We start from the raw sequence: 25683 nt of genomic DNA on the forward strand, positions 1-25683 counted from the left end.
AGCTGGGCAGCAGTGCCAGCAAACCAATGGAAAACGCCCCGGCCCACAGGCACAAGCGCATCAACCCCGGCGTACCGAAGCGTGCGGCCAGACGGCTGGACAGACTGGCACCGACCAGCACGCCGATGGCCGGCATCGCCGCCATCACGCCAATGGCAAAACTGCCGTAGCCCCAGCCTTCCAGGCGCAACGACACCAGCGGCATGCTGACGCCCAAGGCCAGGCCGACACTGAGCACGGCCGCCAGCACGGCGAAATAGGTTCCCCAGCGCACGCTGTCTTCCTCCAGAAACAATCGCGGGACAAGCCCGCTCCCACACTGTGGGAGCGGGCTTGTCCCGCGATAAGGGCACCCAGGACTTACAGTTTGATCCAGGTGGCTTTCAGCTCGGTGTACTTGTCCAGCGCATGCAGCGACTTGTCGCGGCCGTTGCCCGACTGCTTGAAGCCGCCGAACGGTGCGGTCATGTCGCCGCCATCGTACTGGTTGACCCACACGCTGCCGGCGCGCAGGGCCTTGGCGGTCAGGTGCGCCTTGGAGATGTCAGCGGTCCACACACCGGCAGCCAGGCCGTACGGGGTGTCGTTGGCGATGTTGATCGCCTCCTCGACGCTGTCGAAGGTAATGACCGACAGTACCGGGCCGAAGATCTCTTCCTGGGCGATTTTCATGGCGTTGCTGACGCCGTCGAAAATCGTCGGCTCGACGTAGGTGCCACCGGTTTCCTCGAGGATCCGCTTGCCGCCCACCAGCAGCTTGGCGCCATCGCTGTGGCCGGCTTCGATGTAGGACAGCACAGTGTTCATCTGCTGGGTATCGACCAGGGCACCCACGGTGGTGGCTGGGTCCAGTGGGTTGCCCGGCTTCCAGGCCTTGAGCGCTTCAAGCACCAACGGCAGGAACTTGTCCTTGATCGAGCGCTCGACCAGCAGGCGCGAACCTGCGGTGCAGACTTCGCCCTGGTTGAAGGCGATGGCGCTGGCAGCAGCTTCGGCGGCGGCGTTGAGGTCCGGAGCGTCGGCGAAGACGATGTTCGGGCTCTTGCCACCGGCTTCAAGCCAGACCCGCTTCATGTTCGACTCACCGGCATAGATCATCAGTTGCTTGGCGATCTTGGTCGAACCGGTGAACACCAGAGTATCGACATCCATGTGCAGGGCCAGGGCCTTGCCGACGGTGTGGCCATAACCTGGCAGCACGTTGAGCACACCGGCCGGGATACCGGCCTCGATCGCCAGCTGGGCGATGCGGATGGCGGTCAGTGGCGATTTTTCCGAAGGCTTGAGCACCACCGAGTTACCGGTGGCCAGGGCCGGGCCGAGTTTCCAGCAGGCCATCAGCAGCGGGAAGTTCCACGGCACGATGGCGGCAACTACACCCACCGGCTCGCGCGTCACCAGACCCAGTTGATTGTGCGGGGTGGCGGCGACTTCGTCGTAGATCTTGTCGATCGCTTCACCGTTCCAGCTCAAGGCCTGGGCGGCACCCGGTACGTCGATGTTCAGCGAGTCGCTGATCGGCTTACCCATGTCCAGGGTTTCCAGCAGGGCCAGCTCTTCGACGTTCTTCTTGAGCAGGCCGGCGAAACGAATCATGGTGGCCTTGCGTTTGGCCGGAGCCAGGCGCGACCAGACGCCAGAGGCAAACGTGGCGCGGGCATTTTCTACCGCGCGCTTGGCATCGGCCTCGTCGCAGCTGGCGATCTGCGCCAGGAGGCGTCCGTCGACCGGGCTGAGGCACTCGAACGTGGCGCCGGAAACGGCCGCGGTGTATTCACCATTGATGAAGGCACGGCCTTCGATCTTCAATTGCTGGGCACGCTGTTCCCAGTCCGCACGAGTCAGGGTGGTCATACGAAACTCCTCCTCTTGTTAAGGTGCAGTGCCGCACGAGGGCTTGGGGGCACTGGCGAAAATTCTGGCTGGGCGACACAGGCGCACAGGCACCTGTCACCCTAAACCACCGGCACCCTAATTTTCAATATATTTGACATAATCACATCAAACACCTACTGATGTTCATTTTATTAAACAACAAAAGGGGCCCGACCATGAGCATTAACCAAATCATCGACTTTGCCCAGGTGCTGACCGAGGCGGAACGCTACCGCCCCGCGGCGGAAAAGGTACTCAAGGGCGACCCCGAGCAGGCGGTCTTCAACCATTACTCCAGCCCCTGCGCACAGTTTCATGCAGGCGTCTGGGAAGGGGCGGTCGGGCAGTGGACCGTCAATTACACCGAACACGAGTATTGCGAAATCGTACAAGGGGTATCGGTGCTGCGTGATGAGGCGGGCGAGGCGAAAACCCTGCGCGCTGGCGACCGCTTCGTGATTCCGGCGGGCTTCAAGGGTACCTGGGAAGTGCTGGAGCCGTGCCGCAAGATCTATGTGATGTTCGAGCAAAAATAGATAACTACCGCTCGAGCAGGGCTTGCCCAACCGAGCATGGCGTTGCCCAACCGGGCATTCAATCACGAAGGAAGCAACGTCATGACCAATGAAGAAGCCCTGCAACAGATCGATCACCTTATCGGTAGCCGCTATGTGACCAGCGTCAAGGCCTACGTCAGCGAGCTGACCGGTCGTGACCGCGTCGTCGGCATCGATGAACGCTCGACTCGCGAGTATGATCCAGAGCGGATTCAGATCGAGGGGGATGCGGACGGCAGGATTGAAGCGTTCGCCTTCAACTGATCGACGGCCGGGTTTAGGCCCGGGTGCAGAAAAAGCAGCATAAAAAAAAGGGCCCGTATCCAGAGATACGGGCCCTTTTTTCGTCAGCCGGATCAATTACTTGATCTTGGCTTCCTTGTAGATCACGTGCTTGCGAACAACCGGATCGAATTTTTTGATTTCGATTTTGTCCGGAGTGGTGCGCTTGTTCTTGTCGGTGGTGTAGAAGTGGCCGGTATTAGCGGTCGACACCAGACGGATCAATTCACGCATGATTCTCTCCCTTAGACCTTAGCGCCGTTACGGCGAATGTCGACCAGAACGGCATCAATGCCGCGCTTGTCGATGATGCGCATGCCTTTGGCAGATACGCGCAGACGCACGAAACGCTTCTCGGACTCGACCCAGAAGCGATGATGCTGCAGGTTCGGCAGGAAACGACGACGGGTTTTGTTGTTTGCGTGGGAAATGTTATTCCCGGTTACCGGACCCTTACCGGTAACTTGACAGACTCTCGACATGCCTCAGCCCTCTAAAACCACATGCCCAACCCGGCATGGGTTGGCCGCTTAATCTCTCAGTCTTTGGCGCCAGGCGCCGTGTTTCTTCAGGGTCTTATCGACTCGGTCAGCAGATGCGACAAGCCGAGCCCCTAGAAAAGAGCGCTGCTTTATACCAGAAAGACCAGAGCACAACAACAGAAGATGTGCTTTGACTTGCTGTTCGACACGCCGGAGCAGCATAACCACTGGCCCGGCAAGCTGTCGACCGCTCGTCGCTCGATCGGCAAAAAAGGATATGGTCATTTGCGCCCCAGCGCACTAGGGTAGGACTTTTCCAGACTGCACTGGCAGATGGGCCACCGATCAGCCAAGGAATCCCCATGCGCGCTGCCGTTCTACCCCTGTTGTTCGCCACCCTGCTCGGCCCGGCTTTCGCCCAGGCGGCTGCGCTGAGCGTGTGCACCGAAGCCAGCCCCGAAGGCTTTGACGTGGTCCAGTACAACTCGCTGAGTACCACCAATGCCTCGGCCGACGTGCTGATGAACCGCCTGGTCGAGTTCGACGCGCGCCAGGGCCAGGTAGTGCTGAGCCTGGCCGAAAGCTGGACGGTATCGCCGGACGGCCTTATCTACGAGTTCAAGCTGCGTCCGGGGGTGAAATTCCACAGTACCGGCTACTTCAAGCCCAATCGCACGCTGGACGCCGACGACGTGCTGTTCAGCTTCCAGCGCATGCTCTACCCCGCCCATTCCTGGCACAAGATCGCCCAGAACGGTTACCCGCACGCCCAATCGTTGCAACTGCCAAGCCTGATCAAGCAGATCGAGGCCCCAGACCCGCTGACCGTGCGCTTTACCCTCGACCACCCCGACGCCACTTTCCTGGCCACGCTGAGCATGGGCTTTGCTTCGATCTACTCCGCCGAGTACGCCGACCAACTGCTCAAGGCCGGCACTCCGGAGAAGCTCAACAGCCAGCCAATCGGCACCGGGCCGTTCGTCTTCAATCGCTTTCAGAAGGATGCCGTGATCCGCTACCGGGCAAACGCTGATTACTTTGCCGGCAAACCGGGTGTCGACCCGTTAATCTTCGCCATCACCCCCGACGCCAACGTGCGCCTGCAAAAACTCAAGCGCAACGAGTGCCAGATCGCCCTGTCGCCAAAACCGCTGGATATCGCCGCGGCCAGCGAGGATCCGACCCTGAAGGTAGAAAAGACCGAAGCCTTCATGACCGCGTTCGTCGCCATCAATAGCCAGCATGCACCACTGGACAAGCCGGAGGTACGCCAGGCCATCAACCTCGCGTTCGACAAGACCAGCTACCTCAAGGCGGTGTTCGAAGACACCGCGGTGGCTGCCAATGGCCCCTACCCGCCCAATACCTGGAGCTACGCCAAGGACCTGCCCGGCTATCCGGCCAACCTCGACAAAGCCCGGGCACTGTTGGCCAAGGCCGGCCTCAAGGACGGCTTCAGCACCACCATCTGGACCCGCCCGCAAGGCAGCCTGCTCAATCCCAACCCGAGCCTGGGCGCACAATTGCTGCAGGCGGACCTGGGCAAGATCGGCATCAAGGCCGAGATCCGCGTGATTGAATGGGGTGAGCTTATTCGCCGGGCCAAGGCGGGTGAGCATGACTTGCTGTTCATGGGCTGGGCCGGGGATAACGGCGACCCGGACAACTTCCTCAGCCCGCAGTTTTCCTGCGCGGCGGTCAAGTCCGGCACCAACTTCGCACGCTTTTGCGACCAGCGCCTCGATCAGTTGATCAGCGCCGGCAAGACCACCAACGACCAGAGCGTGCGCAGCCGCCTGTACCAACAGGCGCAGACGCTGATTCAGCAACAGGCCTTGTGGCTGCCCCTGGCCCACCCGACGGCGGCCGTGCTGGCGCGCAAGGATGTCCAGGGTTACCAGGTCAGCCCGTTCGGTCGCCAGGACTTCGCCGGGGTCAGCACCTCGCGCTAGAGCCAGCCGTGCTCGGCCATCGACAGCGGCTCGCCGTCGCCGATGACGAAGTGGTCGAGCACGCGCACTTCGATCATGTCCAGCGCCTTGGTCAGGCGCCGGGTCAGGACCAGGTCGGCATCGCTAGGCTCGCTCACGCCTGAAGGATGGTTGTGGCAGAGGATCAACGCCGCGGCGTTATGTGCCAGGGCGCGCTTGATCACCTGCCGGGGATAGACGCTGGCGCTGTTGATCGAGCCCTGAAACAACGCCTCGAAGGCCAGCACCCGGTGCTTGCTGTCGAGAAACAGGCAACCGAAAACCTCATGCGGCTCGTGGCGCAGGCGCGCCTTGAGGTAGTCCTTGACCGCCTGGGGGCTCTGCAGGGCTGAATCGCGCCGCAGGCCCTCGGCCAGGTGGCGCCGGGACATTTCCAGCACGGCCTGCAATTGGGCGAACTTTGCCGGGCCCAGGCCGAGCTCGCCATTGAAGCTGCGGCTGTCTGCCTCCAGCAGCCCGCGCAGGCTGCCGAAGCGCCCGAGCAGATGCCTGGCAAGGTCGACCGCGCTACGCCCACGCACTCCGGTGCGCAAAAAAATCGCCAGCAGCTCGGCATCCGACAGGTTGCCCGCCCCCGACTCCAGCAGTTTTTCCCGCGGCCGCTCCGCCGCAGGCCAATCCCTGATACTCATGACAATTCCCTCTGTCTTTCGGTTACTGCTCCCGGTTTGAGCCCTGTGCTACATTAGCCGCTCATTTTTACGCGACGAACCGGCCTGGGGAGGCGTCGTCGCCGCGTGTAATCACTGAGCAAAAGGCAAGCCTATGCAGCGGCTGTATCGGAAGCGCATCGTTCTCGGCGTCGGCGGCGGCATCGCCGCCTACAAGAGTGCCGAGCTGGTTCGCCGACTCCTGGAACACGGCGCCCAAGTGCGCGTCGTCATGACCCGTGGCGGGGCCGAATTCATCACCCCGCTGACCATGCAGGCCCTGTCCGGCCACCCGGTGCACATGGACCTATTGGACCCTGCTGCCGAAGCGGCGATGGGCCATATCGAGCTGGCCAAGTGGGCCGACCTGGTGCTGATTGCCCCAGCCACCGCCGACCTGCTCGCGCGCCTGGCCCAGGGTGTCGCCGACGATCTGCTGACCACCCTGGTGCTGGCTACCGATGCCACCGTGGCCGTGGCCCCGGCGATGAACCAGGCGATGTGGCGCGACCCGGCCACCCAGGCCAACCTTGAGCTGCTGCAAAGTCGTGATATCCAGGTGTTCGGCCCGGCCTCCGGCAGCCAGGCCTGTGGCGATGTGGGCCTGGGCCGCATGCTCGAAGCCACTGACCTGGCCTGGTGCGCCGCCGAGACCTTCAAGCGCGAGTCGCTGACCGGCAAACACGTGCTGATCACTGCCGGCCCGACCCAGGAAAACATCGACCCGGTGCGCTACATCACCAACCACAGCTCGGGGAAAATGGGCTTTGCCCTGGCTGAAGCCGCCGTGGAGGCTGGCGCCAAGGTGACGCTGGTGACCGGCCCGGTGAACCTGCCGACACCCGATCGCGTCACCCGCATCGACGTGGTCAGCGCCCGCGACATGCTCGCCGCCTGTGAAGCCGCCATCCCCTGCGATGTGTTCATCGCCTCGGCAGCAGTCGCAGACTACCGCCCAGAAGTGGTGGCCCCGCAAAAACTCAAGAAAGACCCTACGACAGGTGACGGCCTGCTGCTGCAGATGGTCCGCAACCCGGACATTCTCGCCAGCATCTCCACCCGTCCTGACCGCCCGTTCAGCGTCGGCTTTGCCGCCGAGACCGAACACTTGCTCGATTACGCCGCGCGCAAGCTCAAGGACAAGAACCTCGACCTGATTGTCGCCAACGATGTGGCCAACCCCAGCATCGGCTTCAACAGCGAGGAGAACGCCTGCAGCGTCATCGACCGTCAACTTCACGCAACAGTTTTCGCGCAGACCAGCAAGGGCAAGATTGCCCGCCAGCTGGTAGCCTTCATTGCCGAACGTCTTAACCAGGTTTAACTTCGCATGCACGCTCTACAAGCCAAGATTCTCGATCCACGCATCGGCAGCGAGTTCCCGCTGCCGCAGTACGCCACCCCAGGCTCGGCCGGTCTCGACCTGCGCGCCATGCTCAAGCAAGACACCGTCCTCGAGCCAGGCCAGACCCTGCTGATCCCTACCGGCCTGTCGGTGTACATCGGCGATCCGGGCCTGGCGGCACTGATCCTGCCGCGCTCGGGCCTTGGCCATAAACATGGCATCGTCCTCGGCAACCTGGTCGGCCTGATCGACTCCGACTACCAAGGCGAGCTGATGGTCTCGTGCTGGAACCGCGGCCAGACCCCATTCACCATCGCCATCGGCGAGCGCATCGCGCAGCTGGTGCTGGTACCAGTGGTACAGGCGCACTTCGATATCGTCGAAACCTTCGACGAAAGCCAGCGTGGCGCTGGCGGCTTCGGTCATTCCGGTAGCCATTGAGGCACTTCCAGCAGGTGCTACCGGGGCTACTGATTGCCCTGGCTGGCCTGCTTGCGGGCGTACTACTGACTTGGTTCACCGCAGTGCTGCCTGGCCAGCGTGACCACCGTAACAACCTGGCTTACGCCCAGGCCGGTGCACTCGTATCGCACCTGGACGCCTCGATCATTGGCGTCACCCGCGAGGTGGACGCCCTGATCAGAAGCCCGGTGGTACTGGCATTGGTACAGTCACCTGACCCACAAAAGCTGCTCGGCGCATTCGCCCACCTCGACGGCCTGGTGGCGGCACAGTTGCTCAAACCTGGACAGGCCGCCTCGAGCCCACCCATGAGCGAGCCCGTGCTCGACATGGTCCGGCGCGCCGAGCGCGGCGTAGCGCCTGCCCTTGAAGCCTATCCTGAGGCTGGACAGCAACGGGTTTACAGCGTCACCGCACTGCGTGAGTCCGCTGACGCCCCCGTACAAGCCATTCTGGTGCTCACATTCGCGCTCTCACGCTTCACTGACCCACTGCAGCGCGATGCGGGTACGCTTGGTCAGATGCGACTGACACAATTGGTGTTCAACGACCCACCCGTCGAGCTTTTCAGCCACGGCCACAGCCAGGCGCCGGCACTGCACCAGCTGGGTACTGCCAACGCCACCTGGGCCTTGGGGTTTCAGCCCGGCCCCTTGATCGAGAACGCCTCGGCATTCAGGCTCAACCCCTGGTTGCTGCTCGCCGCCTTTCTGGCGTTAACCGGCCTGGTCGGCGGCTTATGGTTAACCGCCAGACGGTCCAAGAATGGAGCGGTAAACAACAGCTGAATGCAGACAGAACAAACTGTATCCGCGAACTCTGTCGCGAAAATGCCGTCAAAGGCGGACATATTGACTCGCGCAGTGGCTGCCGCTGACGCATTCAGCAACCCTTTCAGATTGGAGTTTCCCAGGTGACCAGCATGGAACGAGTGACCCCGAACCTTCCCGCCAGTATCTTCCGCGCTTATGACATCCGTGGCGTGGTCGGCGAAACCCTCACTGCCGAAACCGCCTACTGGATTGGTCGCGCCATTGGCGCACAGACCCTCGCCCAAGGCGAGCCGAACATTTCGGTCGGCCGCGACGGGCGCCTGTCAGGGCCAATGCTGGTCGAGCAACTGATCAAGGGCCTGGTCGAAGCCGGCTGCAAGGTCAGTGACGTTGGCCTGGTACCGACCCCCGCCCTGTACTACGCCGCCAACGTACTGGCCGGCAAGTCCGGGGTGATGCTCACCGGCAGCCACAACCCGCCGAACTACAACGGCTTCAAGATCGTCATCGCCGGCGACACCCTGGCCAACGAGCAGATCCAGGCACTGTTGACCCGCCTGCAAACCAACGACCTGAGCCGCGGCGAAGGCAGCGTCGAGAAAGTCGAAATCCTCGAGCGCTATTTCAAGCAGATCACCGGCGATATCAAGCTGGCGAAGAAGCTCAAGGTGGTGGTGGACTGCGGCAACGGCGCGGCTGGTGTGATTGCCCCGCAGCTGATCGAAGCCCTGGGCTGCGAAATGATCCCGCTGTTCTGCGAGGTCGATGGCAACTTCCCCAACCACCACCCGGACCCGGGCAAGCCTGAGAACCTGGTCGACCTGATCGCCAAGGTCAAGGCAACCGGCGCCGACCTGGGCCTGGCCTTCGATGGCGATGGTGACCGCGTCGGCGTGGTCACCAACACCGGCAACATCGTTTACCCCGACCGCCTGCTGATGCTGTTCGCCCAGGACGTGCTGGAGCGCAATCCGGGTGCCGAGATCATCTTCGACGTCAAATGCACCCGCCGCCTGACCCCGCTGATCGAGCAATATGGCGGCCGCGCGCTAATGTGGAAGACCGGTCACTCGTTGATCAAGAAGAAGATGAAGCAGACCGGCGCCCTGCTCGCCGGAGAGATGAGCGGCCACATCTTCATCAAGGAACGCTGGTATGGTTTTGACGACGGCATCTACAGCGCTGCGCGCCTGCTGGAGATCCTCAGCAAGGCCAAAACCGATGCTGAACAGCTGTTTGCTGCGTTCCCAAACGATATTTCCACGCCGGAAATCAATATTGATGTGACCGACGAGGGTAAATTCAGCATCATTGATGCACTGCAACGCGACGCCGACTGGGGCGACAACGCCAACCTGACCACCATCGATGGTGTACGGGTCGACTACCCCCACGGCTGGGGCCTGGTTCGCGCCTCCAACACCACGCCGGTGCTGGTATTGCGCTTCGAGGCCGACAATGACGCCGAACTGCAGCGTATCCAAGAGGTATTCCGCGCCCAGCTGAAGCGCGTTGCCCCTGACCTGCAACCCAAGTTCTGACCGACTATCTGTTCCAATTGGAGCCCTGCATGACCCTCGATCGCGATGCCGCCACCCATGTCGCCCAGGTTTTGTCCGAAGCGCTGCCTTACATTCGCCGCTTTGTCGGCAAGACCCTGGTGATCAAATACGGCGGCAACGCGATGGAGAGCGAAGAGCTCAAAACCGGTTTTGCCCGCGATGTGGTGCTGATGAAAGCCGTGGGTATCAACCCGGTGGTGGTGCACGGTGGCGGCCCGCAGATCGGTGACCTGCTCAAGCGTCTGTCGATCGAAAGCCGCTTCGTCGATGGTATGCGCGTTACCGACGCGCAAACCATGGACGTGGTAGAAATGGTCCTCGGCGGCCAGGTCAACAAAGACATCGTCAACCTGATCAACCGTCACGGCGGCAGCGCCATCGGCCTGACCGGCAAGGACGCCGAGCTGATTCGCGCGAAAAAGCTCACCGTCACCCGCCAGACACCAGAAATGACCACCCCGGAAATCATCGACATCGGCCATGTCGGCGAAGTGGTCGGGGTTAACACCGACCTGCTCAACATGCTGGTCAAAGGTGACTTCATCCCGGTAATCGCGCCAATCGGCGTGGGCGCCAACGGCGAGTCGTACAACATCAACGCTGACCTGGTGGCAGGCAAGGTGGCTGAAGCACTGAAGGCTGAAAAGCTGATGCTGCTGACCAACATCGCCGGCCTGATGGACAAGCAAGGCACCGTGCTCACCGGCCTGACCACCGAACAGGTCAACGAACTGATCGCTGATGGCACTATCTACGGCGGCATGCTGCCGAAGATCCGCTGTGCCCTGGAAGCGGTGCAAGGCGGCGTCAACAGCTCGCACATCATCGATGGCCGGGTGCCGAACGCGGTACTGCTGGAGATCTTCACCGACAGCGGTGTGGGTACTTTGATTACCAATCACAAGCCGCGTTAAACCCTTTCGCGGCTCAAACCCGCTCCTACAGAGCCTGTGGGAGCGGGCTTGACCCGCGATGAGGCACAAAAAAAGGCGACTCTATGGTCGCCTTTTTTTATTGGCTTCAGATACCGTACTGCGCCCGGTAGGCCTCGACGGCCGGCAAGTGCTGCTTGAGCGCCGGGTCGTCGGCGAGGAACTCCAGCACCTGGGTCAGCGAGACGATGCTCACCACCGGAATGCCGAAGTCACGCTCCACTTCCTGGATGGCTGACAGCTCGCCATTGCCGCGCTCCTGGCGGTTCAATGCGATCAGTACGCCAGCAGCCTTGGCTTGCTGGCCCTGGATGATCTGCATGACTTCGCGGATGGCAGTGCCGGCAGTGATCACATCGTCGATGATCAGCACATCACCGGTCAGCGGTGCGCCCACCAGGCTGCCGCCTTCACCATGGGCCTTGGCCTCTTTGCGATTGAAGCACCATGGCAGGTCGAGGTCATGGTGCTCGGCCAGGGCCACGGCAGTAGCCGCCGCCAGGGGGATACCCTTGTAGGCCGGGCCGAACAGCACGTCGAAGGGAATCTTGCTGTCGACGATCGCCGCAGCATAGAAACGCCCGAGCTGAGCCAGGGCCGAACCACTGTTGAACAGGCCGGCATTGAAGAAGTACGGGCTGGTGCGCCCGGACTTGAGGGTGAACTCACCGAAGCGCAGAACCCCGCGGTCGATGGCAAAACGAATGAAGTCGCGCTGATACGGCTGCATGAAGAGTCCCGGATACCACGGATTTAGCTAATTGAGTACAGCTCGGGTATCATACACGCACGAGATTTTTGGGGCCATTTATGCGGATCATCAGTGTGAACGTTAATGGCATTCAGGCTGCCGTTGAGCGTGGTTTGCTCAGCTGGCTACAAGCCCAGAATGCTGACGTCATCTGCCTTCAGGATACCCGCGCCTCGGCCTTTGAACTCGACGACCCAGCTTTCCAGCTCGATGGCTACTTCCTTTATGCCTGCGACGCAGAAGTTCCCGCCCAAGGCGGCGTGGCACTTTATTCGCGGTTGCAGCCCAAGGCAGTCATCAGCGGCCTGGGCTTCGAGACAGCCGACCGCTACGGACGTTACCTGCAGGCCGATTTCGACAAGGTAAGTATCGCAACCCTGTTGCTACCTTCGGGAATGAACGGCGATGAAGACTTGAACCAGAAGTTCAAGTTGATGGACGACTTCGCCAAGTACCTGGACAAGCAACGGCGCAAACGTCGTGAATACATCTATTGCGGCTCGTTGTACGTGGCGCAGCAGAAGCTCGACGTCAAGAACTGGCGCGATGGCCAGCAGTCTCCAGGCTTCCTGGCGCCGGAACGCGCCTGGATGGACGAGATTGTCGGCAACATGGGTTATGTCGATGCCCTGCGCGAAGTCAGCCGTGAAGGCGACCAGTACAGCTGGTGGCCAGACAACGAACAGGCCGAGATGCTCAACCTGGGCTGGCGTTTCGACTACCAGTTGCTGACGCCAGGCCTGCGCCGCTTCGTGCGCAGCGCACGTCTGCCACGCCAGCCGCGCTTCTCCCAGCATGCGCCGCTGATCGTGGACTACGACTGGACGCTGACCATCTGATGGTTCCAGCCACAAAAAAGCCGACTTCGCGTCGGCTTTTTTGTGGCTGGAACTTTTAGCTGATCATTATTTGATCGGCCGCCAGGTCAGCGGGTAGCGATACGGCTGACCTTCGTTGGCTTTGACCCCGGCAACAATAGTGAGGATCAGCACGGCAACCATCAGCATGCCGAACAGTACGATACCCACCAGCACGAACATCAGCGCAAAGCAGATGATCGAGGCCAGGAACACGGTGATCTGAAAGTTCAGCGCTTCCTTGCCCTGGGCATCGATGAACGGATCCAGGTCTTTCTTCCAGATCCACATCACCAACGGTCCCAGCAGGTTGCCCAGCGGAAAGACCAGGCCGAGCAAGGCAGCGAGGTGGCAGAACATTGCCCATTGCCGGATCTCGGTGTTGGGGGTGGGCAACTGCAACGGTTGCTCGGTCATGCTCTGCTCCTTGCCATGTGCGGATCAGTCGGCCAGCGAGGCCTTCTGCAGTTCGAACAGGTCGATCATGCCCTTTTGCGCCAGCGCCAGCATGGCATTGAGCTCTTCAGGCTGGAATGGCGCGCCTTCGGCGGTGCCCTGTACTTCGATGAAGCCACCCTGGCTGGTCATCACCACGTTCAGGTCGGTCTCGGCGGCCGAGTCTTCGAGGTAGTCCAGGTCGAGCACCGGCTCACCCTGGTACATGCCCACCGAAACGGCAGCGATCATGTGCTTGAGCGGGTCACCGCCCTTCAGGCCACCACGCTTTTTGACCACGCGCAGGGCGTCGACCAGGGCGACCATGGCGCCGGTGATCGAAGCGGTACGGGTGCCGCCATCGGCCTGAATCACGTCGCAGTCGACGTACAGGGTGATGTCGCCCAGCTTGCTCATGTCCAGCGCAGCGCGCAGGGAGCGGCCGATCAGGCGCTGGATTTCGAGGGTGCGGCCGCCTTGCTTGCCGCGGCTGGCTTCGCGCTGGTTACGCTCACCGGTAGAGCGCGGCAGCATGCCGTACTCGGCAGTCAGCCAGCCCTGGCCCTGGCCCTTGAGGAAGCGCGGGACACCGTTCTCGACACTGACGGTGCAGATGACTTTGGTGTCACCGAACTCGACCAGTACTGACCCCTCGGCGTGTTTGGTGTAGTTGCGGGTGATGCGGATCGAGCGGAGCTGATCGGCAGCGCGACCACTTGGACGTTTCATTTGGGATACCTGTACTGGACTTGAATCTGCCCAGCATTATAGAGCGCGCCGGGCGCTGAGGACACGCCTATTGTCGCAGGGCCCGAAACAGGGGGCCCAGGGCCGCAGGTCAGGTTTTTCCAGAGGCGCCCTGACTGTTTGTAACATCAGTGGATTGGGAGCCAGCGCCGCACTGCGCTACAATCCTGCGCCTTCAGCCGTTGGCTTTCTTTCATCTATTGCGCGAGGTACTTCCCATGGTGCACAGCATGACCGCTTTTGCTCGTGTCGAGCGCGCCGGTAGCCAGGGCACCCTGATCTGGGAACTGCGCTCGGTCAATCATCGCTACCTGGAGCCGCACCTGCGCCTCCCGGAAGCCTTCCGCGACCTCGAAGGCGCCGTACGCGAAAGCCTGCGCCAGGGCCTGTCGCGCGGCAAGGTCGAGTGTACCCTGCGCTTCAACGAAGAGAACAACGGCAAGGCCTTGCAGGTCGACCGCGAGCGGGCCGCGCAACTGGTTGCCGCCGCCGAGACGGTGGCCAGCCTGATCAAGCAGCCGGCGCCGCTCAACCCACTCGAAGTACTGGCCTGGCCTGGTGTACTGGTGGCCGATGCCAGCGACCCGCAGGCGCTCAACAACGAGGCCATGACCCTGTTCGAAGAAGCCCTGAACGAGCTGAAGAACGGCCGCAACCGCGAAGGCAGCGAGCTCGCCCGGTTGATCAACGAGCGCCTGGACAGCATGGCCAGCGAGGTCACCACCTTGCGCGCGCTGGTACCGCAGATGCTCGCCGCGCAACGGCAGAAGATCCTCGACCGCTTCACCGACATGCAGGCCGAGCTCGACCCGCAGCGACTGGAACAGGAAATGGTCCTGCTCGCGCAAAAGAGCGACGTTGCCGAAGAGCTCGACCGTTTGAGCACCCACGTCACCGAAGTGCGCCGGGTGCTCAAGTCCGGCGGCGCCGCCGGCCGGCGCCTGGACTTCCTGATGCAGGAGCTCAACCGAGAAGCCAACACCCTGGGCTCCAAAGCCTTCGACCCACGCAGCACCCAGTCCGCGGTCAACCTCAAGGTACTGATCGAGCAGATGCGTGAACAAGTACAGAACATTGAGTAAGGCCACCCCGACCATGAATCACAGCAGCGGCACCCTCTACATCGTTTCGGCCCCCTCCGGCGCCGGCAAGACCAGCCTGGTCAAAGCCCTGATCGACGCTGACAGCAACATCCAGGTCTCGGTCTCGCACACCACCCGGGCCATGCGCCCAGGCGAAGTGCACGGCGTGAACTATCACTTCGTCGAGCACACCGCGTTCAAGCTGATGATCGAGCAAGGCGACTTCCTCGAACAGGCCGAGGTCTTCGGTAACTTCTACGGCACCTCGCGCAGCGCGCTGCAACAGGCGCTCGACCAGGGCCAGGACCTGATCCTCGAGATCGACTGGCAAGGCGCCCAGCAGGTGCGCAAGCTGATGCCCGGGGCGCGCTCGATCTTCATCCTGCCACCGACCCAGGAGGCCCTGCGCCAACGCCTGACCAACCGCGGCCAGGACAGCGACGAGATCATCGAAGGACGGATGCGTGAAGCGGTGAGCGAGATGAGTCACTACGACGAGTATGACTTCGTCATCATCAATGATGACTTCGCCACGGCACTGGAAGACCTCAAGGCGGTGTTCCGCGCCAATCGCTTGCTGCAGGCCAACCAGCAGCAGCGTCATGGCCAGCTGCTCAAGCAACTGCTTGCCTGAGCAACCGGCCACTCCAGCCGCTTAGCGGCGGCTGGAGACCGTGGCGTGACGATGCAGGGTCATGCCCAGGAAAAACGCCGGCGCACGCAGGCGTGACAGCAGCATCAGCACCAGGCCGAGCACGGTGATGATCATCGCGATCACGAACACCAGGCCCAACCCACCCACATGTGAACCGCTGCCGAACGACGGCGAGGCGCTGTCGATGGCTGTCTGCAGAAAGATCACCGAGAGAATGCCGCCACCGAGCAATGGGCACAGGCCACGCATCAGGAAGTGCCGCAGGCTGTCGAACAGGCTGTGGCGGAAGTACCAGACGCAGGCGTAGGCGGTCAGCGAATAGTAGAAGCAGATCATCATGCCCAGGGCGGTGATGGTGTCGGCCAGAACGTTTTCGCTCAGGGTCCGCATGGTCACATAGAACACCCCTGCTGCCATGCCAGCGCAGATGGTGGCGTACCGCGGGGTTTTCGAGCGCGGGCAGACGCTGGCGAAGCGCTCCGGCACAGCGCCGTAATACCCCATGGCCAGCAATGTACGCGCCGGCGACACGAAGGTGGACTGCAGTGAAGCAGCAGTACTGGCCAGCACGGCGATCGACATCAGGATCGCCAACGGCCCCATCACCGGACCGGCCAGGTGGGCGAAGACGTTTTCCTGGATGCGCGGGTTGTTCAGGCCCAGGCCGATATCACCGATACCGGCAAACTGCAGCGTGGCAATCGCCGTGACCAGGTACAACCCCAGGATCAGCAGCACCGTCAGGGTCGCCGCGCGGCCGGGGGTATCACCGCTGCCCACCGATTCTTCACTGATGCTCAGGCACACGTCCCAGCCCCAGAAGATGAAAATCGACAGCGACAGGCCGGCGGTAAAAGCCGAGAACGACTCAACACCGAAGGGGTTGAACCAGTCCAGATCGAACGCCAGCGGCGGCGTCGCCGAAGACTCGCCAAACGCGGCCATGGCAAAGCCCACCAACACCACCAGTTGCAACGCCACCAGACCGTACTGCACGGTCATGGTCGTGGCGATGCCGCGACAGCAGATCCACACCGCCATGGCGATGAACACGCAGCAGGTGACCACATTGACCAGCAGGTTGTCGCTCAGCGCAGCCACCTCGTGGCTGCCGGAGATCTGCCCAAGGAATAAATAGAAGAAGTCGACGGCCACCCCGGCCAGGTTTGACAGCACGATGGTGGTCGCGGTGACCAGCCCCCAGCCGCCGATCCAGCCGATCATCGGGCCGAATGCCCGCGCCGACCAGGTAAAGGAAGTACCGCTGTCCGGCTCGGCCGCATTCAGCTCACGATAACCCAGGGCCACCAGCAGCATCGGCAGGAAGCCAACGATGAATACCGCCGGCAGATGAGCCCCGACTTCACGCACGGTCGGGCCAAGTGCGCCAGTCAGGGTATAGACCGGGGCAATGGTGGAAATGCCCAGCACGATGCTGGCCAGCAGTCCGAGCCGGCCCTTGGCCAGCCCCTTGGATCGCCCGCCCTCACCTGGAGACAGGCCTGCTTTGTGTTCACTCATGAGTAGTTGCCGCCAATATTGGTATTGTTTTTCAGGACACCCCGCGGGATGTCCGCTTTCACTCACTGAAACCTGTTGCGTGGTACTTCAAGCCCGGATCAACCGGCTGACCTCATAGGGTCTTCTCCCGGATCTGCTCACCCGTGGCACGGGCCAGGCATGCCTCACGGAACGCCTGGAACAGGCGCAGCGAGACCGGGTTGTCGGCAAAGCGGTACTCGGGGTGCCATTGCACACCGACCACAAAGCCTGGGGCGTCATCCATGGACACCGCTTCGACCAGTCCATCGGGGGCCAATGCTTCGGCTCGCAAGCCGTCGGCCAGGCGATCGATACCCTGGCCGTGCAGCGAATTGACCATGAAGCTGTGCTCCATCCCCAGGCGCTCGAACAGCCCGCCGGGCTGGACAATGACCAGGTGACGGGGGCCGTACTGTTCTTCCAGCGGGGCATCCTGCGGCTCGCGATGATCCAGGTAGCCCGGCAGCTCCTGCACGCGCTGGTGCAAGGTACCGCCGAGGGCCACGTTGAGTTCCTGGAAACCACGGCAGATGCAGAACACCGGCACGCCGTCGGCAATCGCGGCCTGCAGCAGCGGCAGGGGCAGCCGATCGCGAAACACGTCGTGCTTGGTCCCTTCCACGCTGGGGGCGCCATTGTAATGATGCGGCTCGACATTTGAAGGCGAACCGGTAAAAAGAATGCCATCGAGCCGCTCTAGCACACGGCGCGGGTCGCTGGGCTCTGCCCTTGCCGGGAGGATCAGGGGGATCCCGGCAAAGCCTGCGGCCTCGACATATTTGTCGCCAACGGTGTGCGACGAGTTCTTGCCCAGTTGCTGGCGGCAAGCGGAAACGCCAATCAAAGGCGACATTGCGGCGGTAGTTTGCATGGGTTCACCCTCCCTTACAGCTTGATCCAGGTCGCCTTGAGTTCGGTGTATTTGTCGAGAGCGTGCAGCGATTTGTCCCGGCCATTGCCCGACTGCTTGAAGCCGCCGAACGGGGCGGTCATGTCGCCGCCATCGTACTGGTTGACCCAGACGCTGCCAGCACGTAGGGCGCGAGCGGTGTTGTGGGCACGGGAAATGTTGCTGGTCCATACCGCCGCAGCCAGGCCGAAAGGCGAGTCGTTGGCGATGGCGATGGCTTCGTCAGGGCTGTCGAAGGTGATCACCGACAGCACCGGGCCGAAGATTTCTTCGCGGGCGATACGCATGGCATTGGTGACGCCGTCGAAGATCGCCGGCTGCACATACACGCCGCAGGTGTCTTCCAGTACTCGCTCACCGCCGGTGACCAGGGTGGCACCGTCAGCCTTGCCGGCTTCGATGTAACCGAGCACGGTATCCAGCTGAGTGGTGTCCACCAGGGCACCGACACGGGTGTCCGGGTCCAGCGCATGGCCAGGCTTCCAGGCCTTGAGAGCCTCGACCACCATTGGCAGGAAGCGCGCCTTGATGCTGCGCTCGACCAGCAGGCGCGAACCGGCAATGCACACCTCGCCCTGGTTGAAGGCGATAGCGCTGGCCGCGGCTTCGGCGGCCGCCTGCAGGTCCGGCGCGTCGGCGAAGACGATGTTCGGGCTCTTGCCACCGGCTTCGAGCCAGACCCGCTTCATGTTCGACTCACCGGCGTAGACCATCAGTTGCTTGGCGATACGGGTGGAGCCGGTGAACACCAGGGTGTCGACATCCATGTGCAGGGCCAGGGCCTTGCCGACGGTATGGCCGTAGCCTGGCAGCACGTTGAGTACACCGGCCGGCAGACCCGCTTCGATCGCCAATTGGGCGATGCGAATGGCGGTCAGCGGCGACTTTTCGGACGGCTTGAGGATCACCGAGTTACCGGTGGCCAGGGCCGGGCCGAGTTTCCAGCAGGCCATCATCAGTGGAAAGTTCCACGGAACAATGGCCGCGACCACGCCGACCGGCGAGCGGGTGACCAAACCCAGCTGGTCGGACGGGGTCGCAGCAACTTCGTCGTAAATCTTGTCGATAGCTTCGGCATTCCAGCGGATGGCGTTGGCCGCGGCCGGAATGTCGATGCTCAGGGAATCGGCAATCGGCTTGCCCATGTCCAGGGTTTCCAGCAATGCCAGTTCTTCGGCATTTGCCAGAAGTAAATCAGCAAAGGCGATCAGCACCCGCTTGCGCTGGGCCGGGGCCTGCTCAGCCCAGATGCCGCTGTCGAAACTGCGCCGGGCAGCGGCCACCGCACGTTCGGCGTCGGCGCTGTCACAGCTGGCGATCTGTGCCAGTTGGCGGCCGTCGACCGGGCTTGCGCACTCGAAGGTCTCGCCGGACACACTGGCGCAGTACTGGCCGTCGATAAAGGCGCGGCCTTCGATGGTCAGGCTCTGGAAAAGCTGTTCCCAGTATTGGCGTGGTGCTGTTGTCATTGTTGTTCTCTCCGGCGTCACACCGTGTGCAGGTACCAGTTGTATTCGAGGTCGGAAATCGACACTTCGAACTCAGCCATCTCGCTTTCCTTGCAGGCGACAAAAATATCGATGTAGTCCGGGCTGATGTATTTGTTCAGCACTTCACTGTCATCGAGCTCACGCAGCGCATCGCGCAGGTTGTTCGGCAGGCTCTGCTCCAACTGCTCGTAGGAGTTGCCTTCGATAGGCGCTCCCGGCTCGATCTGGTTGGTCAGGCCGTGATGGATACCGGCGAGAATCGCCGCCATCATCAGGTAGGGGTTGGCGTCAGCGCCGGCGACACGGTGCTCGATGCGCACGGCATCGCTGCTGCCGGTCGGCACGCGGACCGCTACGGTACGGTTGTCCAGGCCCCAGCTTGGCGCATTGGGCACGTAGAACTGGGCACCGAAACGCCGGTAGGAGTTGATATTCGGGCACAGAAAGGCCATCGACGCCGGCATGGTCTCCAGCACGCCACCGATGGCGTGGCGCAGGGTTTCGCTTTGCTCGGGGTCTTCGCTGGTGAAAATGTTCTTGCCGGTTTTCTTGTCCAGCAACGAAATGTGCACATGCAGGCCGTTGCCGGCTTGGCCCGGGTAGGGCTTGGCCATGAAGGTGGAGTCCATTTCATGGTCGTAGGCGATGTTCTTGATCAGGCGCTTGAGCAACACCGCGTAGTCGCAGGCCTTCATCGGGTCGGCGACGTGGTGCAGGTTGACCTCGAACTGTGCCGGGGCGCTTTCCTTGACGATCGCATCCGCCGGAATGCCCTGCTCCTTGGCGGCTTCGAGCATGTCCTGCAGGCAATCGACGTATTCATCAAGATCGTCGATCAGGTACACCTGGGTCGACTGCGGGCGCTTGCCGGAGATCGGCGAGCGCGGTGGTTGCGGACGGCCATTGAGGTTGTCCTGGTCGATCAGATAGAACTCAAGCTCGAACGCCGCGCAGATGTCCAGGCCCAGCGCGTCGAACTTCTCCACCACGCTACGCAGCACTTCCCGCGGGTCGGCAAAGAATGGCGTGCCGTCCAGCTCGTGCATGGTCATCAGCAATTGCGCGGTCGGGCGTTTCTGCCAGGGCTCATAAGCAAGGGTGCCGGGGATCGGATAGCAGATGCGGTCGGCATCGCCGATGTCCAGGCCCAGACCGGTGCTTTCGACAGTCGAGCCGTTGATGTCCAGGGCAAACAGTGAAGCCGGCAGATTGATGCCTTTTTCGTAGACCTTGACCAGGCTTGCACGCTCGATGCGCTTGCCACGCACCACGCCGTTCATGTCTGCAATCAGCAGATCGACAAATTGCACCTCAGGGTGGGCCTGGAGAAATTCACCCATCTCATCGAGAGGGATGGCGCACGGGGAGACCGACGTCATGGCTAGGCATCCTTTGATTTTTTATCGAACGACATGGAGGAGGTACTACTGCGCTATCGGGAGCGGCGATGGTTTCATTTGTTCTTTTAAGTGGTCCCATCGTGGGGAACAGCTGGGCGCCGCGGCTTCGCACGGACGTTCCAGATTCTTCTGTAAACATCGTGACTTGATTCGCGACTGCCGCCTCACTATAGAATGGCCCCCACGCAACAGACATTGGCATTTAGGCAAGTAAAGAGTGCATCCATGCAATATCAGATCAGCCACGCCGACCTTTCTCTGGTGCTCGCACTGGTTCGCGGCCGCTCCCTGGCCAAGGCAGCCGAGCTGCTGAAGGTCGATGTATCGACTGTTTTTCGTTCGATTCGGCGCATGGAAGCCGCCCTGGGTACCGCGTTGTTCGTCAAAAGCCGCAAGGGTTACATCCCCACCGGCACCGCCCAGGCCCTGGCCGAACAGGCCGAGCGCGCCGAGCAGGCGCTGGATGCCGCGCGGGTGGCGCTGGAGCACGGTGAGCAAGTGGTCAGCGGCACGGTGCGCCTGACCTGCACCGACGCCGTGCTGCACAGCCTGCTGCTGCCGGCGCTGGCCGAGTTCATGCCGGCCTACCCGGCGCTATCGCTGGAGCTGGCGACCTCCAACACCTTTGCCAACCTCAGCCGGCGTGATGCCGACCTGGCCCTGCGCCTGACCAATACGCCGCCGGAACACCTGGTAGGACGCTGCCTGGGCGCGGCGTCTTATGTGATCTGCGGTCGCGAGGAGTTTCGTCAACGCCTGGCCGAAAACCCCACCAGCGTTGCGTGGATCGCCCCGGACGATGCCATGCAGGATCACCCAACGGTGGTCTGGCGCAGCGAGCACATGCCCGGCGTGATGCCCAAGTACCGCTGCAGTGGCATCTCGGCGATAGCCCAACTGGTCAGCGCCGGCCTGGGCGTTGCCGCCCTGCCCGACTACATGGCCCATACCCTGCCGGGGGTGGAGCGACTGAGCGATCCGCTGCCTGGCTGCGACACCGAACTGTGGCTGCTGACCCGTCCGGATTGTCGGGCTTTGCGTTCGGTGCAGACGCTGTTCGACGAATTGACCCCACGCCTGCGGGATGCCCTGGGCCGACAGTAAAATTCAAGACAGTTGTGTTAGAGGCCTTTAACTAGGTATCGTCGAGGTATCAAGGACTGGAAATGAAATCAACGCTTCCCTAAAGGCTGGTGATTTTTTAAACTATCGAGTCCGCTCGCCCATTCGGGCTGAACACCGCATTTGCTACTTGAGGAAGACCATGGCCCGCGTAACCGTTGAAGACTGCCTAGAACACGTGGATAACCGTTTTGAGCTGGTCATGCTCTCGACTCGTCGTGCTCGTCAACTGGCCACCGGCGGCAAAGAGCCGAAAGTGGCATGGGAAAACGACAAGCCTACCGTCGTCGCCCTGCGCGAAATCGCTGAAGGCATCTGCACTCCAGAGTTCATGGCCGCAGAAGAGATCCGTCACGAAGAGCCGGTCTTCGCCGCATTCGGTGAGGAAGAGGCCAACGAGGCGGTCTAAGCCCATGCCTGGTCGACGTAGTACGGCGCCGGTCCCCGTCCCTCGGCAGGAGGTAACCCCATGCCGAGCATAGACGCCCTCGCCGATCGCTTGTCGACCTACCTCGGCGCCGACCAGGTCAACCTGGTGCGCCGGGCGTATTTCTACGCCGAACAAGCCCACGACGGCCAGCGCCGTCGCAGCGGCGAAGCCTACGTCACGCATCCGCTGGCGGTGGCAAGCATCCTTGCCGACATGCACATGGACCATCAGAGCCTGATGGCGGCCATGCTGCATGACGTGATCGAAGACACCGGCATCGCCAAGGAAGCGCTCAGCTCGCAATTTGGCGAAACCGTGGCCGAACTGGTCGACGGCGTCAGCAAGCTGACCCAGATGAACTTCGAAACCAAGGCCGAAGCCCAGGCGGAGAACTTCCAGAAAATGGCCATGGCCATGGCCCGGGATATCCGCGTGATCCTGGTCAAGCTGGCCGACCGCCTGCACAACATGCGTACCCTCGAGGTACTGTCCGGCGAAAAACGCCGGCGCATCGCCAAAGAGACCCTGGAAATCTACGCGCCCATCGCCAACCGCCTGGGCATGCACAGTGTGCGCGTAGAGTTCGAAGACCTCGGTTTCAAGGCCATGCACCCGATGCGCTCGGCGCGCATCTACCAGGCGGTCAAGCGCGCCCGCGGCAACCGCAAGGAAATCGTCAACAAGATCGAAGAATCGCTGGCTCACTGCCTGGCGGTCGACGGCATCGAGGGCGAAGTCAGCGGCCGGCAGAAGCACCTCTATGGCATCTACAAGAAGATGCGCGGCAAACGCCGGGCCTTCAACGAGATCATGGACGTCTACGCGTTTCGCATCATCGTCGACAAGGTCGACACCTGCTACCGCGTGCTCGGCGCCGTGCACAACCTGTACAAGCCGCTACCGGGGCGCTTCAAGGATTACATCGCGATCCCCAAGGCCAACGGTTACCAGTCGCTGCATACCACGCTGTTCGGCATGCACGGCGTGCCCATCGAGATCCAGATCCGCACCCGCGAAATGGAAGAGATGGCCAACAACGGCATCGCCGCCCACTGGCTGTACAAGTCCAGTGACGACGAACAGCCCAAGGGCACCCACGCCCGGGCGCGCCAGTGGGTCAAAGGCGTGCTGGAAATGCAGCAACGCGCAGGCAACTCCCTGGAATTCATCGAGAGCGTGAAGATCGACCTGTTCCCGGACGAGGTCTACGTGTTCACGCCCAAGGGCCGGATCATGGAGCTGCCCAAAGGCTCCACGGCGGTCGACTTCGCCTACGCGGTGCACACCGACGTCGGCAACAGCTGCATCGCCTGCCGCATCAACCGCCGCCTGGCACCGCTGTCCGAGCCACTGCAAAGCGGCTCGACGGTCGAGATCGTCAGCGCCCCGGGCGCGCGACCGAACCCGGCCTGGCTCAATTTCGTGGTGACCGGCAAGGCCCGCACGCACATCCGCCATGCGCTCAAGCTGCAGCGCCGCTCGGAATCCATCAGCCTGGGCGAACGCCTGCTGAACAAGGTCCTCAACGGTTTCGACAGCGCCCTGGACAAGATCCCCCAGGAACGCATCCAGGCCATGCTCGGCGAATACCGCCTGGAGCTGATCGAAGACCTGCTCGAAGACATCGGCCTGGGCAACCGCATGGCCTACGTGGTGGCCCGCCGCCTGCTGTCCACCGAGGGCGAGCAATTGCCAAGCCCGGAAGGCCCGCTGGCGATCCGCGGCACCGAAGGCCTGGTGCTGAGCTACGCCAAATGCTGTACCCCGATCCCGGGCGACCCGATTGTCGGCCACCTGTCGGCCGGCAAAGGCATGGTGGTGCACCTGGAAAACTGCCGCAACATCAGCGAAATCCGCCACAACCCGGAAAAGTGCATCCAGCTGTCCTGGGCCAAGGATGTCACTGGCGAATTCAACGTCGAGCTGCGCGTGGAGCTTGAGCACCAGCGCGGCCTGATCGCCCTGCTGGCCAGCAGCGTCAACGCCGCCGACGGCAATATCGAGAAAATCAGCATGGATGAACGCGATGGTCGCATCAGCGTGGTCCAACTGGTGGTCAGCGTGCACGACCGCGTGCACCTGGCACGCGTGATCAAGAAACTGCGCGCCCTGGCCGGTGTGATCCGAATCACCCGCATGCGTGCGTAGCCCAATAACAGCAAGGAGTCATCATGACCAAGACCGTCATCACCAGTGACAAGGCCCCGGCCGCCATCGGCACCTACTCCCAGGCGATCAAGGCCGGCAACACGGTGTACATGTCCGGGCAGATCCCGCTGGACCCGAAAACCATGGAGCTGGTCGAAGGCTTCGAAGCCCAGACCGTTCAGGTCTTCGAAAACCTCAAGGCCGTTGCTGAAGCTGCTGGCGGTTCGTTCAAGGACATCGTCAAGCTGAACATCTTCCTCACCGACCTGAGCCACTTCGCCAAGGTCAACGAGATCATGGGCAAGTACTTCGACCAGCCGTACCCGGCCCGCGCCGCCATCGGCGTTGCTGCCCTGCCGAAGGGTTCGCAGGTTGAAATGGATGCCATCCTGGTCATCGAGTAACACCTGCGAAGGCGCGTCGCCCGGCGCGCCTTCATCCCCCGCCCCTGCAAGGACCCCCGCCATGCGCTACGCGCTCGCCCTGTCGCTGCTCGCCACCCTGTTGAGCGGCTGCGCCAGCCACAGCCCGGAAGACCTCAACGGTACCTGGATCAATCAAAACGCCATCGACGCCGCCGCCAAAGGCTCCAACTTGCGCCAGGCCCTGCTCGCCAATGGCCCGAACCTTGAGTGGAAGGTCAATATCGCTGCTGGCCAGGCCGCCTACAGCAATGGCTTCGAAGCCGGCGATGGCAAGCTCAAGGCGCTCAAGGACGGCCAGTGGGAAGTTGATTTCTACGGCAACTACGCCGAAACCCTGAACCTGGATGGCGATGAACTGGTGCAAGCCGCCAGCGACGCCAATGGCCAGCAGAGTTTCCAGCGCGCTGAAACACCGGCCCCCATCGACGCCCCCGTCGGCACCACCTTTGAAACTGCGCTTTATAGCGCCTACCTGGGTGGCGACTGGAAGATTGTCGAGGGCCCGGGACAGGGAGCGGTGGCACATTTTCGCGCCAACGGCAGCCTCGATGGCCTGCCCGGCCTGGATCGCTACGCCCTGTGCCTGGCCGGCGATTGCGCGGCCATGAGCGGCGAGTACGACAGCCTGTGGCTGGAACGCAACCAGCAGGGCAATCCGTGGATCTTCAAGCGTGACGGCAAACAACTGGAAATCTTCCAGGCCGTCAACCAGGCCAAGGCCGACGAGATGCCGGATCTGCATCCTGGCACCCGTCGCTGGCTGCTTGAGCGTCAGTAA

General features: G+C 62.1%; 26 protein-coding genes and 2 pseudogenes. 16 read left to right on the forward strand and 12 right to left on the reverse strand.

Features of this window, described 5'->3' with window-relative positions:
• Together UW3_RS29890 and UW3_RS0122515 are read right to left on the reverse strand one after the other, a co-directional pair.
• Positions 1-274: pseudogene (locus UW3_RS29890) on the reverse strand (MFS transporter); the annotation flags it as partial.
• Positions 275-360: 86 nt separating this feature from the next.
• On the reverse strand, positions 361-1854 hold the full coding sequence (locus tag UW3_RS0122515) for an aldehyde dehydrogenase (RefSeq protein ID WP_010225864.1): 1494 nt from the start codon (positions 1852-1854) through the stop codon (positions 361-363).
• Between the two features lie 197 nt (positions 1855-2051).
• Between UW3_RS0122515 and UW3_RS0122520 the strand changes: the two genes are divergently transcribed.
• Positions 2052-2411: a cupin domain-containing protein gene (locus UW3_RS0122520; RefSeq protein WP_010225865.1), complete on the forward strand. Its 360-nt coding sequence runs from the start codon at positions 2052-2054 to the stop codon at positions 2409-2411.
• 81 nt (positions 2412-2492) lie between these two features.
• Positions 2493-2696 carry a hypothetical protein gene (locus UW3_RS0122525; protein WP_010225866.1) on the forward strand — a complete coding sequence of 68 codons (204 nt, stop codon included), beginning with the start codon at positions 2493-2495 and terminating at the stop codon, positions 2694-2696.
• A 96-nt stretch (positions 2697-2792) separates the two neighbouring features.
• Here UW3_RS0122525 and rpmG read toward each other — a convergent pair whose 3' ends face one another.
• Together rpmG and rpmB are read right to left on the reverse strand one after the other, a co-directional pair.
• The gene (gene rpmG, locus UW3_RS0122530) at positions 2793-2948 is read right to left on the reverse strand and encodes a 50S ribosomal protein L33 (protein ID WP_010225867.1); all 156 of its coding nucleotides are present in this window, start codon (positions 2946-2948) and stop codon (positions 2793-2795) included.
• 11 nt (positions 2949-2959) lie between these two features.
• Positions 2960-3196: a 50S ribosomal protein L28 gene (rpmB, locus tag UW3_RS0122535; protein WP_010225868.1), complete on the reverse strand. Its 237-nt coding sequence runs from the start codon at positions 3194-3196 to the stop codon at positions 2960-2962.
• Positions 3197-3558: 362 nt separating this feature from the next.
• Between rpmB and UW3_RS0122540 the strand changes: the two genes are divergently transcribed.
• Positions 3559-5148, forward strand: coding sequence for an ABC transporter substrate-binding protein (locus tag UW3_RS0122540; RefSeq protein ID WP_010225869.1), 1590 nt, complete (start codon positions 3559-3561; stop codon positions 5146-5148).
• Here the strand turns inward: UW3_RS0122540 and radC are convergent.
• The gene (gene radC / locus UW3_RS0122545; RefSeq protein ID WP_010225870.1) at positions 5145-5819 is read right to left on the reverse strand and encodes a RadC family protein; all 675 of its coding nucleotides are present in this window, start codon (positions 5817-5819) and stop codon (positions 5145-5147) included. The genes UW3_RS0122540 and radC overlap by 4 nt on opposite strands.
• A gap of 133 nt (positions 5820-5952) precedes the next feature.
• Here radC and coaBC point away from each other — a divergent pair, with 133 nt between their 5' ends.
• The 5 genes and pseudogenes from coaBC (at position 5953) to argB (ending at position 10893) form a co-directional block, all read left to right on the forward strand.
• Positions 5953-7161: a bifunctional phosphopantothenoylcysteine decarboxylase/phosphopantothenate--cysteine ligase CoaBC gene (gene coaBC / locus UW3_RS0122550; RefSeq protein ID WP_010225871.1), complete on the forward strand. Its 1209-nt coding sequence runs from the start codon at positions 5953-5955 to the stop codon at positions 7159-7161.
• Positions 7162-7167: 6 nt separating this feature from the next.
• Positions 7168-7623, forward strand: coding sequence for a dUTP diphosphatase (dut, locus tag UW3_RS0122555; protein ID WP_010225872.1), 456 nt, complete (start codon positions 7168-7170; stop codon positions 7621-7623).
• Positions 7620-8432, forward strand: a complete 813-nt coding sequence (locus UW3_RS0122560) for a hypothetical protein (protein WP_148276810.1) — start codon at positions 7620-7622, stop codon at positions 8430-8432. The genes dut and UW3_RS0122560 overlap by 4 nt, the downstream gene beginning before the upstream one ends.
• A 149-nt stretch (positions 8433-8581) precedes the next feature.
• Positions 8582-9958 (forward strand): annotated as a pseudogene (locus tag UW3_RS0122565) (phosphomannomutase/phosphoglucomutase); the annotation flags it as partial.
• 29 nt (positions 9959-9987) lie between these two features.
• Positions 9988-10893 carry an acetylglutamate kinase gene (argB, locus tag UW3_RS0122570; RefSeq protein WP_010225876.1) on the forward strand — a complete coding sequence of 302 codons (906 nt, stop codon included), beginning with the start codon at positions 9988-9990 and terminating at the stop codon, positions 10891-10893.
• 106 nt (positions 10894-10999) lie between these two features.
• On the opposite strand, the gene pyrE is transcribed toward argB, so the two are convergent.
• Entirely contained in the window at positions 11000-11641 is a 642-nt protein-coding gene (pyrE, locus tag UW3_RS0122575; protein ID WP_010225878.1) for an orotate phosphoribosyltransferase, read from the reverse strand.
• Positions 11642-11721: 80 nt separating this feature from the next.
• On the opposite strand from pyrE, the gene UW3_RS0122580 reads away from it, so the two are divergent.
• Positions 11722-12501, forward strand: a complete 780-nt coding sequence (locus tag UW3_RS0122580) for an exodeoxyribonuclease III (protein WP_010225880.1) — start codon at positions 11722-11724, stop codon at positions 12499-12501.
• A 66-nt stretch (positions 12502-12567) separates the two neighbouring features.
• Here the strand turns inward: UW3_RS0122580 and UW3_RS0122585 are convergent, their stop codons facing one another.
• A complete protein-coding gene (locus UW3_RS0122585; protein WP_010225882.1) occupies positions 12568-12936 on the reverse strand; it encodes a DUF4870 domain-containing protein in 369 nt (122 codons plus the stop codon).
• Positions 12937-12960: 24 nt separating this feature from the next.
• On the reverse strand, positions 12961-13683 hold the full coding sequence (rph, locus tag UW3_RS0122590) for a ribonuclease PH (RefSeq protein WP_010225884.1): 723 nt from the start codon (positions 13681-13683) through the stop codon (positions 12961-12963).
• A gap of 236 nt (positions 13684-13919) precedes the next feature.
• Between rph and UW3_RS0122595 the strand changes: the two genes are divergently transcribed.
• Positions 13920-14783 carry a YicC/YloC family endoribonuclease gene (locus UW3_RS0122595; protein WP_010225886.1) on the forward strand — a complete coding sequence of 288 codons (864 nt, stop codon included), beginning with the start codon at positions 13920-13922 and terminating at the stop codon, positions 14781-14783.
• A gap of 13 nt (positions 14784-14796) precedes the next feature.
• Positions 14797-15417, forward strand: a complete 621-nt coding sequence (gmk, locus tag UW3_RS0122600; RefSeq protein WP_010225888.1) for a guanylate kinase — start codon at positions 14797-14799, stop codon at positions 15415-15417.
• A 21-nt stretch (positions 15418-15438) separates the two neighbouring features.
• On the opposite strand, the gene UW3_RS0122605 is transcribed toward gmk, so the two are convergent.
• The 4 genes from UW3_RS0122605 to UW3_RS0122620 form a co-directional block, all read right to left on the reverse strand.
• Positions 15439-16959: an APC family permease gene (locus UW3_RS0122605; protein WP_010225890.1), complete on the reverse strand. Its 1521-nt coding sequence runs from the start codon at positions 16957-16959 to the stop codon at positions 15439-15441.
• A gap of 112 nt (positions 16960-17071) precedes the next feature.
• The gene (locus UW3_RS0122610; protein ID WP_010225892.1) at positions 17072-17851 is read right to left on the reverse strand and encodes a gamma-glutamyl-gamma-aminobutyrate hydrolase family protein; all 780 of its coding nucleotides are present in this window, start codon (positions 17849-17851) and stop codon (positions 17072-17074) included.
• Between the two features lie 14 nt (positions 17852-17865).
• A complete protein-coding gene (locus UW3_RS0122615; RefSeq protein WP_010225894.1) occupies positions 17866-19359 on the reverse strand; it encodes an aldehyde dehydrogenase in 1494 nt (497 codons plus the stop codon).
• 17 nt (positions 19360-19376) lie between these two features.
• Positions 19377-20759 (reverse strand): glutamine synthetase family protein, encoded by a 1383-nt coding sequence (locus UW3_RS0122620; RefSeq protein ID WP_010225896.1) that lies wholly within the window; start codon positions 20757-20759, stop codon positions 19377-19379.
• Between the two features lie 246 nt (positions 20760-21005).
• Here UW3_RS0122620 and UW3_RS0122625 point away from each other — a divergent pair, with 246 nt between their 5' ends.
• The 5 genes from UW3_RS0122625 to UW3_RS0122645 all read left to right on the forward strand — a co-directional run bounded on the left by UW3_RS0122625 (position 21006) and on the right by UW3_RS0122645 (position 25683).
• Complete coding sequence (locus UW3_RS0122625; protein WP_010225899.1) at positions 21006-21884, forward strand: LysR family transcriptional regulator; 879 nt, start codon at positions 21006-21008, stop codon at positions 21882-21884.
• Between the two features lie 160 nt (positions 21885-22044).
• Complete coding sequence (gene rpoZ, locus UW3_RS0122630) at positions 22045-22311, forward strand: DNA-directed RNA polymerase subunit omega (RefSeq protein WP_010225901.1); 267 nt, start codon at positions 22045-22047, stop codon at positions 22309-22311.
• A 60-nt stretch (positions 22312-22371) separates the two neighbouring features.
• Positions 22372-24480: a bifunctional GTP diphosphokinase/guanosine-3',5'-bis pyrophosphate 3'-pyrophosphohydrolase gene (spoT, locus tag UW3_RS0122635; protein WP_010225903.1), complete on the forward strand. Its 2109-nt coding sequence runs from the start codon at positions 22372-22374 to the stop codon at positions 24478-24480.
• Between the two features lie 23 nt (positions 24481-24503).
• Positions 24504-24884 (forward strand): RidA family protein, encoded by a 381-nt coding sequence (locus tag UW3_RS0122640; protein WP_003229509.1) that lies wholly within the window; start codon positions 24504-24506, stop codon positions 24882-24884.
• Between the two features lie 61 nt (positions 24885-24945).
• Positions 24946-25683: a hypothetical protein gene (locus UW3_RS0122645; protein ID WP_010225908.1), complete on the forward strand. Its 738-nt coding sequence runs from the start codon at positions 24946-24948 to the stop codon at positions 25681-25683.

This window comes from Pseudomonas donghuensis, assembly GCF_000259195.1.
GTDB lineage: Bacteria > Pseudomonadota > Gammaproteobacteria > Pseudomonadales > Pseudomonadaceae > Aquipseudomonas > Aquipseudomonas donghuensis.

Excerpts from the sequence above, each read along its gene's own strand:
- spoT (WP_010225903.1), top strand. The coding sequence starts at position 22,372 with ATGCCGAGCATAGACGCCCTCGCCGATCGCTTGTCGACCTACCTCGGC.
- UW3_RS0122605 (WP_010225890.1), bottom strand. The coding sequence starts at position 16,959 with ATGAGTGAACACAAAGCAGGCCTGTCTCCAGGTGAGGGCGGGCGATCC.
- coaBC (WP_010225871.1), top strand. The coding sequence starts at position 5,953 with ATGCAGCGGCTGTATCGGAAGCGCATCGTTCTCGGCGTCGGCGGCGGC.
- UW3_RS0122520 (WP_010225865.1), top strand. The coding sequence starts at position 2,052 with ATGAGCATTAACCAAATCATCGACTTTGCCCAGGTGCTGACCGAGGCG.
- UW3_RS0122640 (WP_003229509.1), top strand. The coding sequence starts at position 24,504 with ATGACCAAGACCGTCATCACCAGTGACAAGGCCCCGGCCGCCATCGGC.
- UW3_RS0122610 (WP_010225892.1), bottom strand. The coding sequence starts at position 17,851 with ATGCAAACTACCGCCGCAATGTCGCCTTTGATTGGCGTTTCCGCTTGC.
- rpmB (WP_010225868.1), bottom strand. The coding sequence starts at position 3,196 with ATGTCGAGAGTCTGTCAAGTTACCGGTAAGGGTCCGGTAACCGGGAAT.
- argB (WP_010225876.1), top strand. The coding sequence starts at position 9,988 with ATGACCCTCGATCGCGATGCCGCCACCCATGTCGCCCAGGTTTTGTCC.
- UW3_RS0122515 (WP_010225864.1), bottom strand. The coding sequence starts at position 1,854 with ATGACCACCCTGACTCGTGCGGACTGGGAACAGCGTGCCCAGCAATTG.
- UW3_RS0122625 (WP_010225899.1), top strand. The coding sequence starts at position 21,006 with ATGCAATATCAGATCAGCCACGCCGACCTTTCTCTGGTGCTCGCACTG.
- UW3_RS0122620 (WP_010225896.1), bottom strand. The coding sequence starts at position 20,759 with ATGACGTCGGTCTCCCCGTGCGCCATCCCTCTCGATGAGATGGGTGAA.
- UW3_RS0122585 (WP_010225882.1), bottom strand. The coding sequence starts at position 12,936 with ATGACCGAGCAACCGTTGCAGTTGCCCACCCCCAACACCGAGATCCGG.
- rpoZ (WP_010225901.1), top strand. The coding sequence starts at position 22,045 with ATGGCCCGCGTAACCGTTGAAGACTGCCTAGAACACGTGGATAACCGT.
- UW3_RS0122645 (WP_010225908.1), top strand. The coding sequence starts at position 24,946 with ATGCGCTACGCGCTCGCCCTGTCGCTGCTCGCCACCCTGTTGAGCGGC.
- UW3_RS0122525 (WP_010225866.1), top strand. The coding sequence starts at position 2,493 with ATGACCAATGAAGAAGCCCTGCAACAGATCGATCACCTTATCGGTAGC.
- UW3_RS0122615 (WP_010225894.1), bottom strand. The coding sequence starts at position 19,359 with ATGACAACAGCACCACGCCAATACTGGGAACAGCTTTTCCAGAGCCTG.
- radC (WP_010225870.1), bottom strand. The coding sequence starts at position 5,819 with ATGAGTATCAGGGATTGGCCTGCGGCGGAGCGGCCGCGGGAAAAACTG.
- pyrE (WP_010225878.1), bottom strand. The coding sequence starts at position 11,641 with ATGCAGCCGTATCAGCGCGACTTCATTCGTTTTGCCATCGACCGCGGG.
- rpmG (WP_010225867.1), bottom strand. The coding sequence starts at position 2,948 with ATGCGTGAATTGATCCGTCTGGTGTCGACCGCTAATACCGGCCACTTC.
- UW3_RS0122595 (WP_010225886.1), top strand. The coding sequence starts at position 13,920 with ATGGTGCACAGCATGACCGCTTTTGCTCGTGTCGAGCGCGCCGGTAGC.
- UW3_RS0122540 (WP_010225869.1), top strand. The coding sequence starts at position 3,559 with ATGCGCGCTGCCGTTCTACCCCTGTTGTTCGCCACCCTGCTCGGCCCG.
- UW3_RS0122580 (WP_010225880.1), top strand. The coding sequence starts at position 11,722 with ATGCGGATCATCAGTGTGAACGTTAATGGCATTCAGGCTGCCGTTGAG.
- gmk (WP_010225888.1), top strand. The coding sequence starts at position 14,797 with ATGAATCACAGCAGCGGCACCCTCTACATCGTTTCGGCCCCCTCCGGC.
- rph (WP_010225884.1), bottom strand. The coding sequence starts at position 13,683 with ATGAAACGTCCAAGTGGTCGCGCTGCCGATCAGCTCCGCTCGATCCGC.
- dut (WP_010225872.1), top strand. The coding sequence starts at position 7,168 with ATGCACGCTCTACAAGCCAAGATTCTCGATCCACGCATCGGCAGCGAG.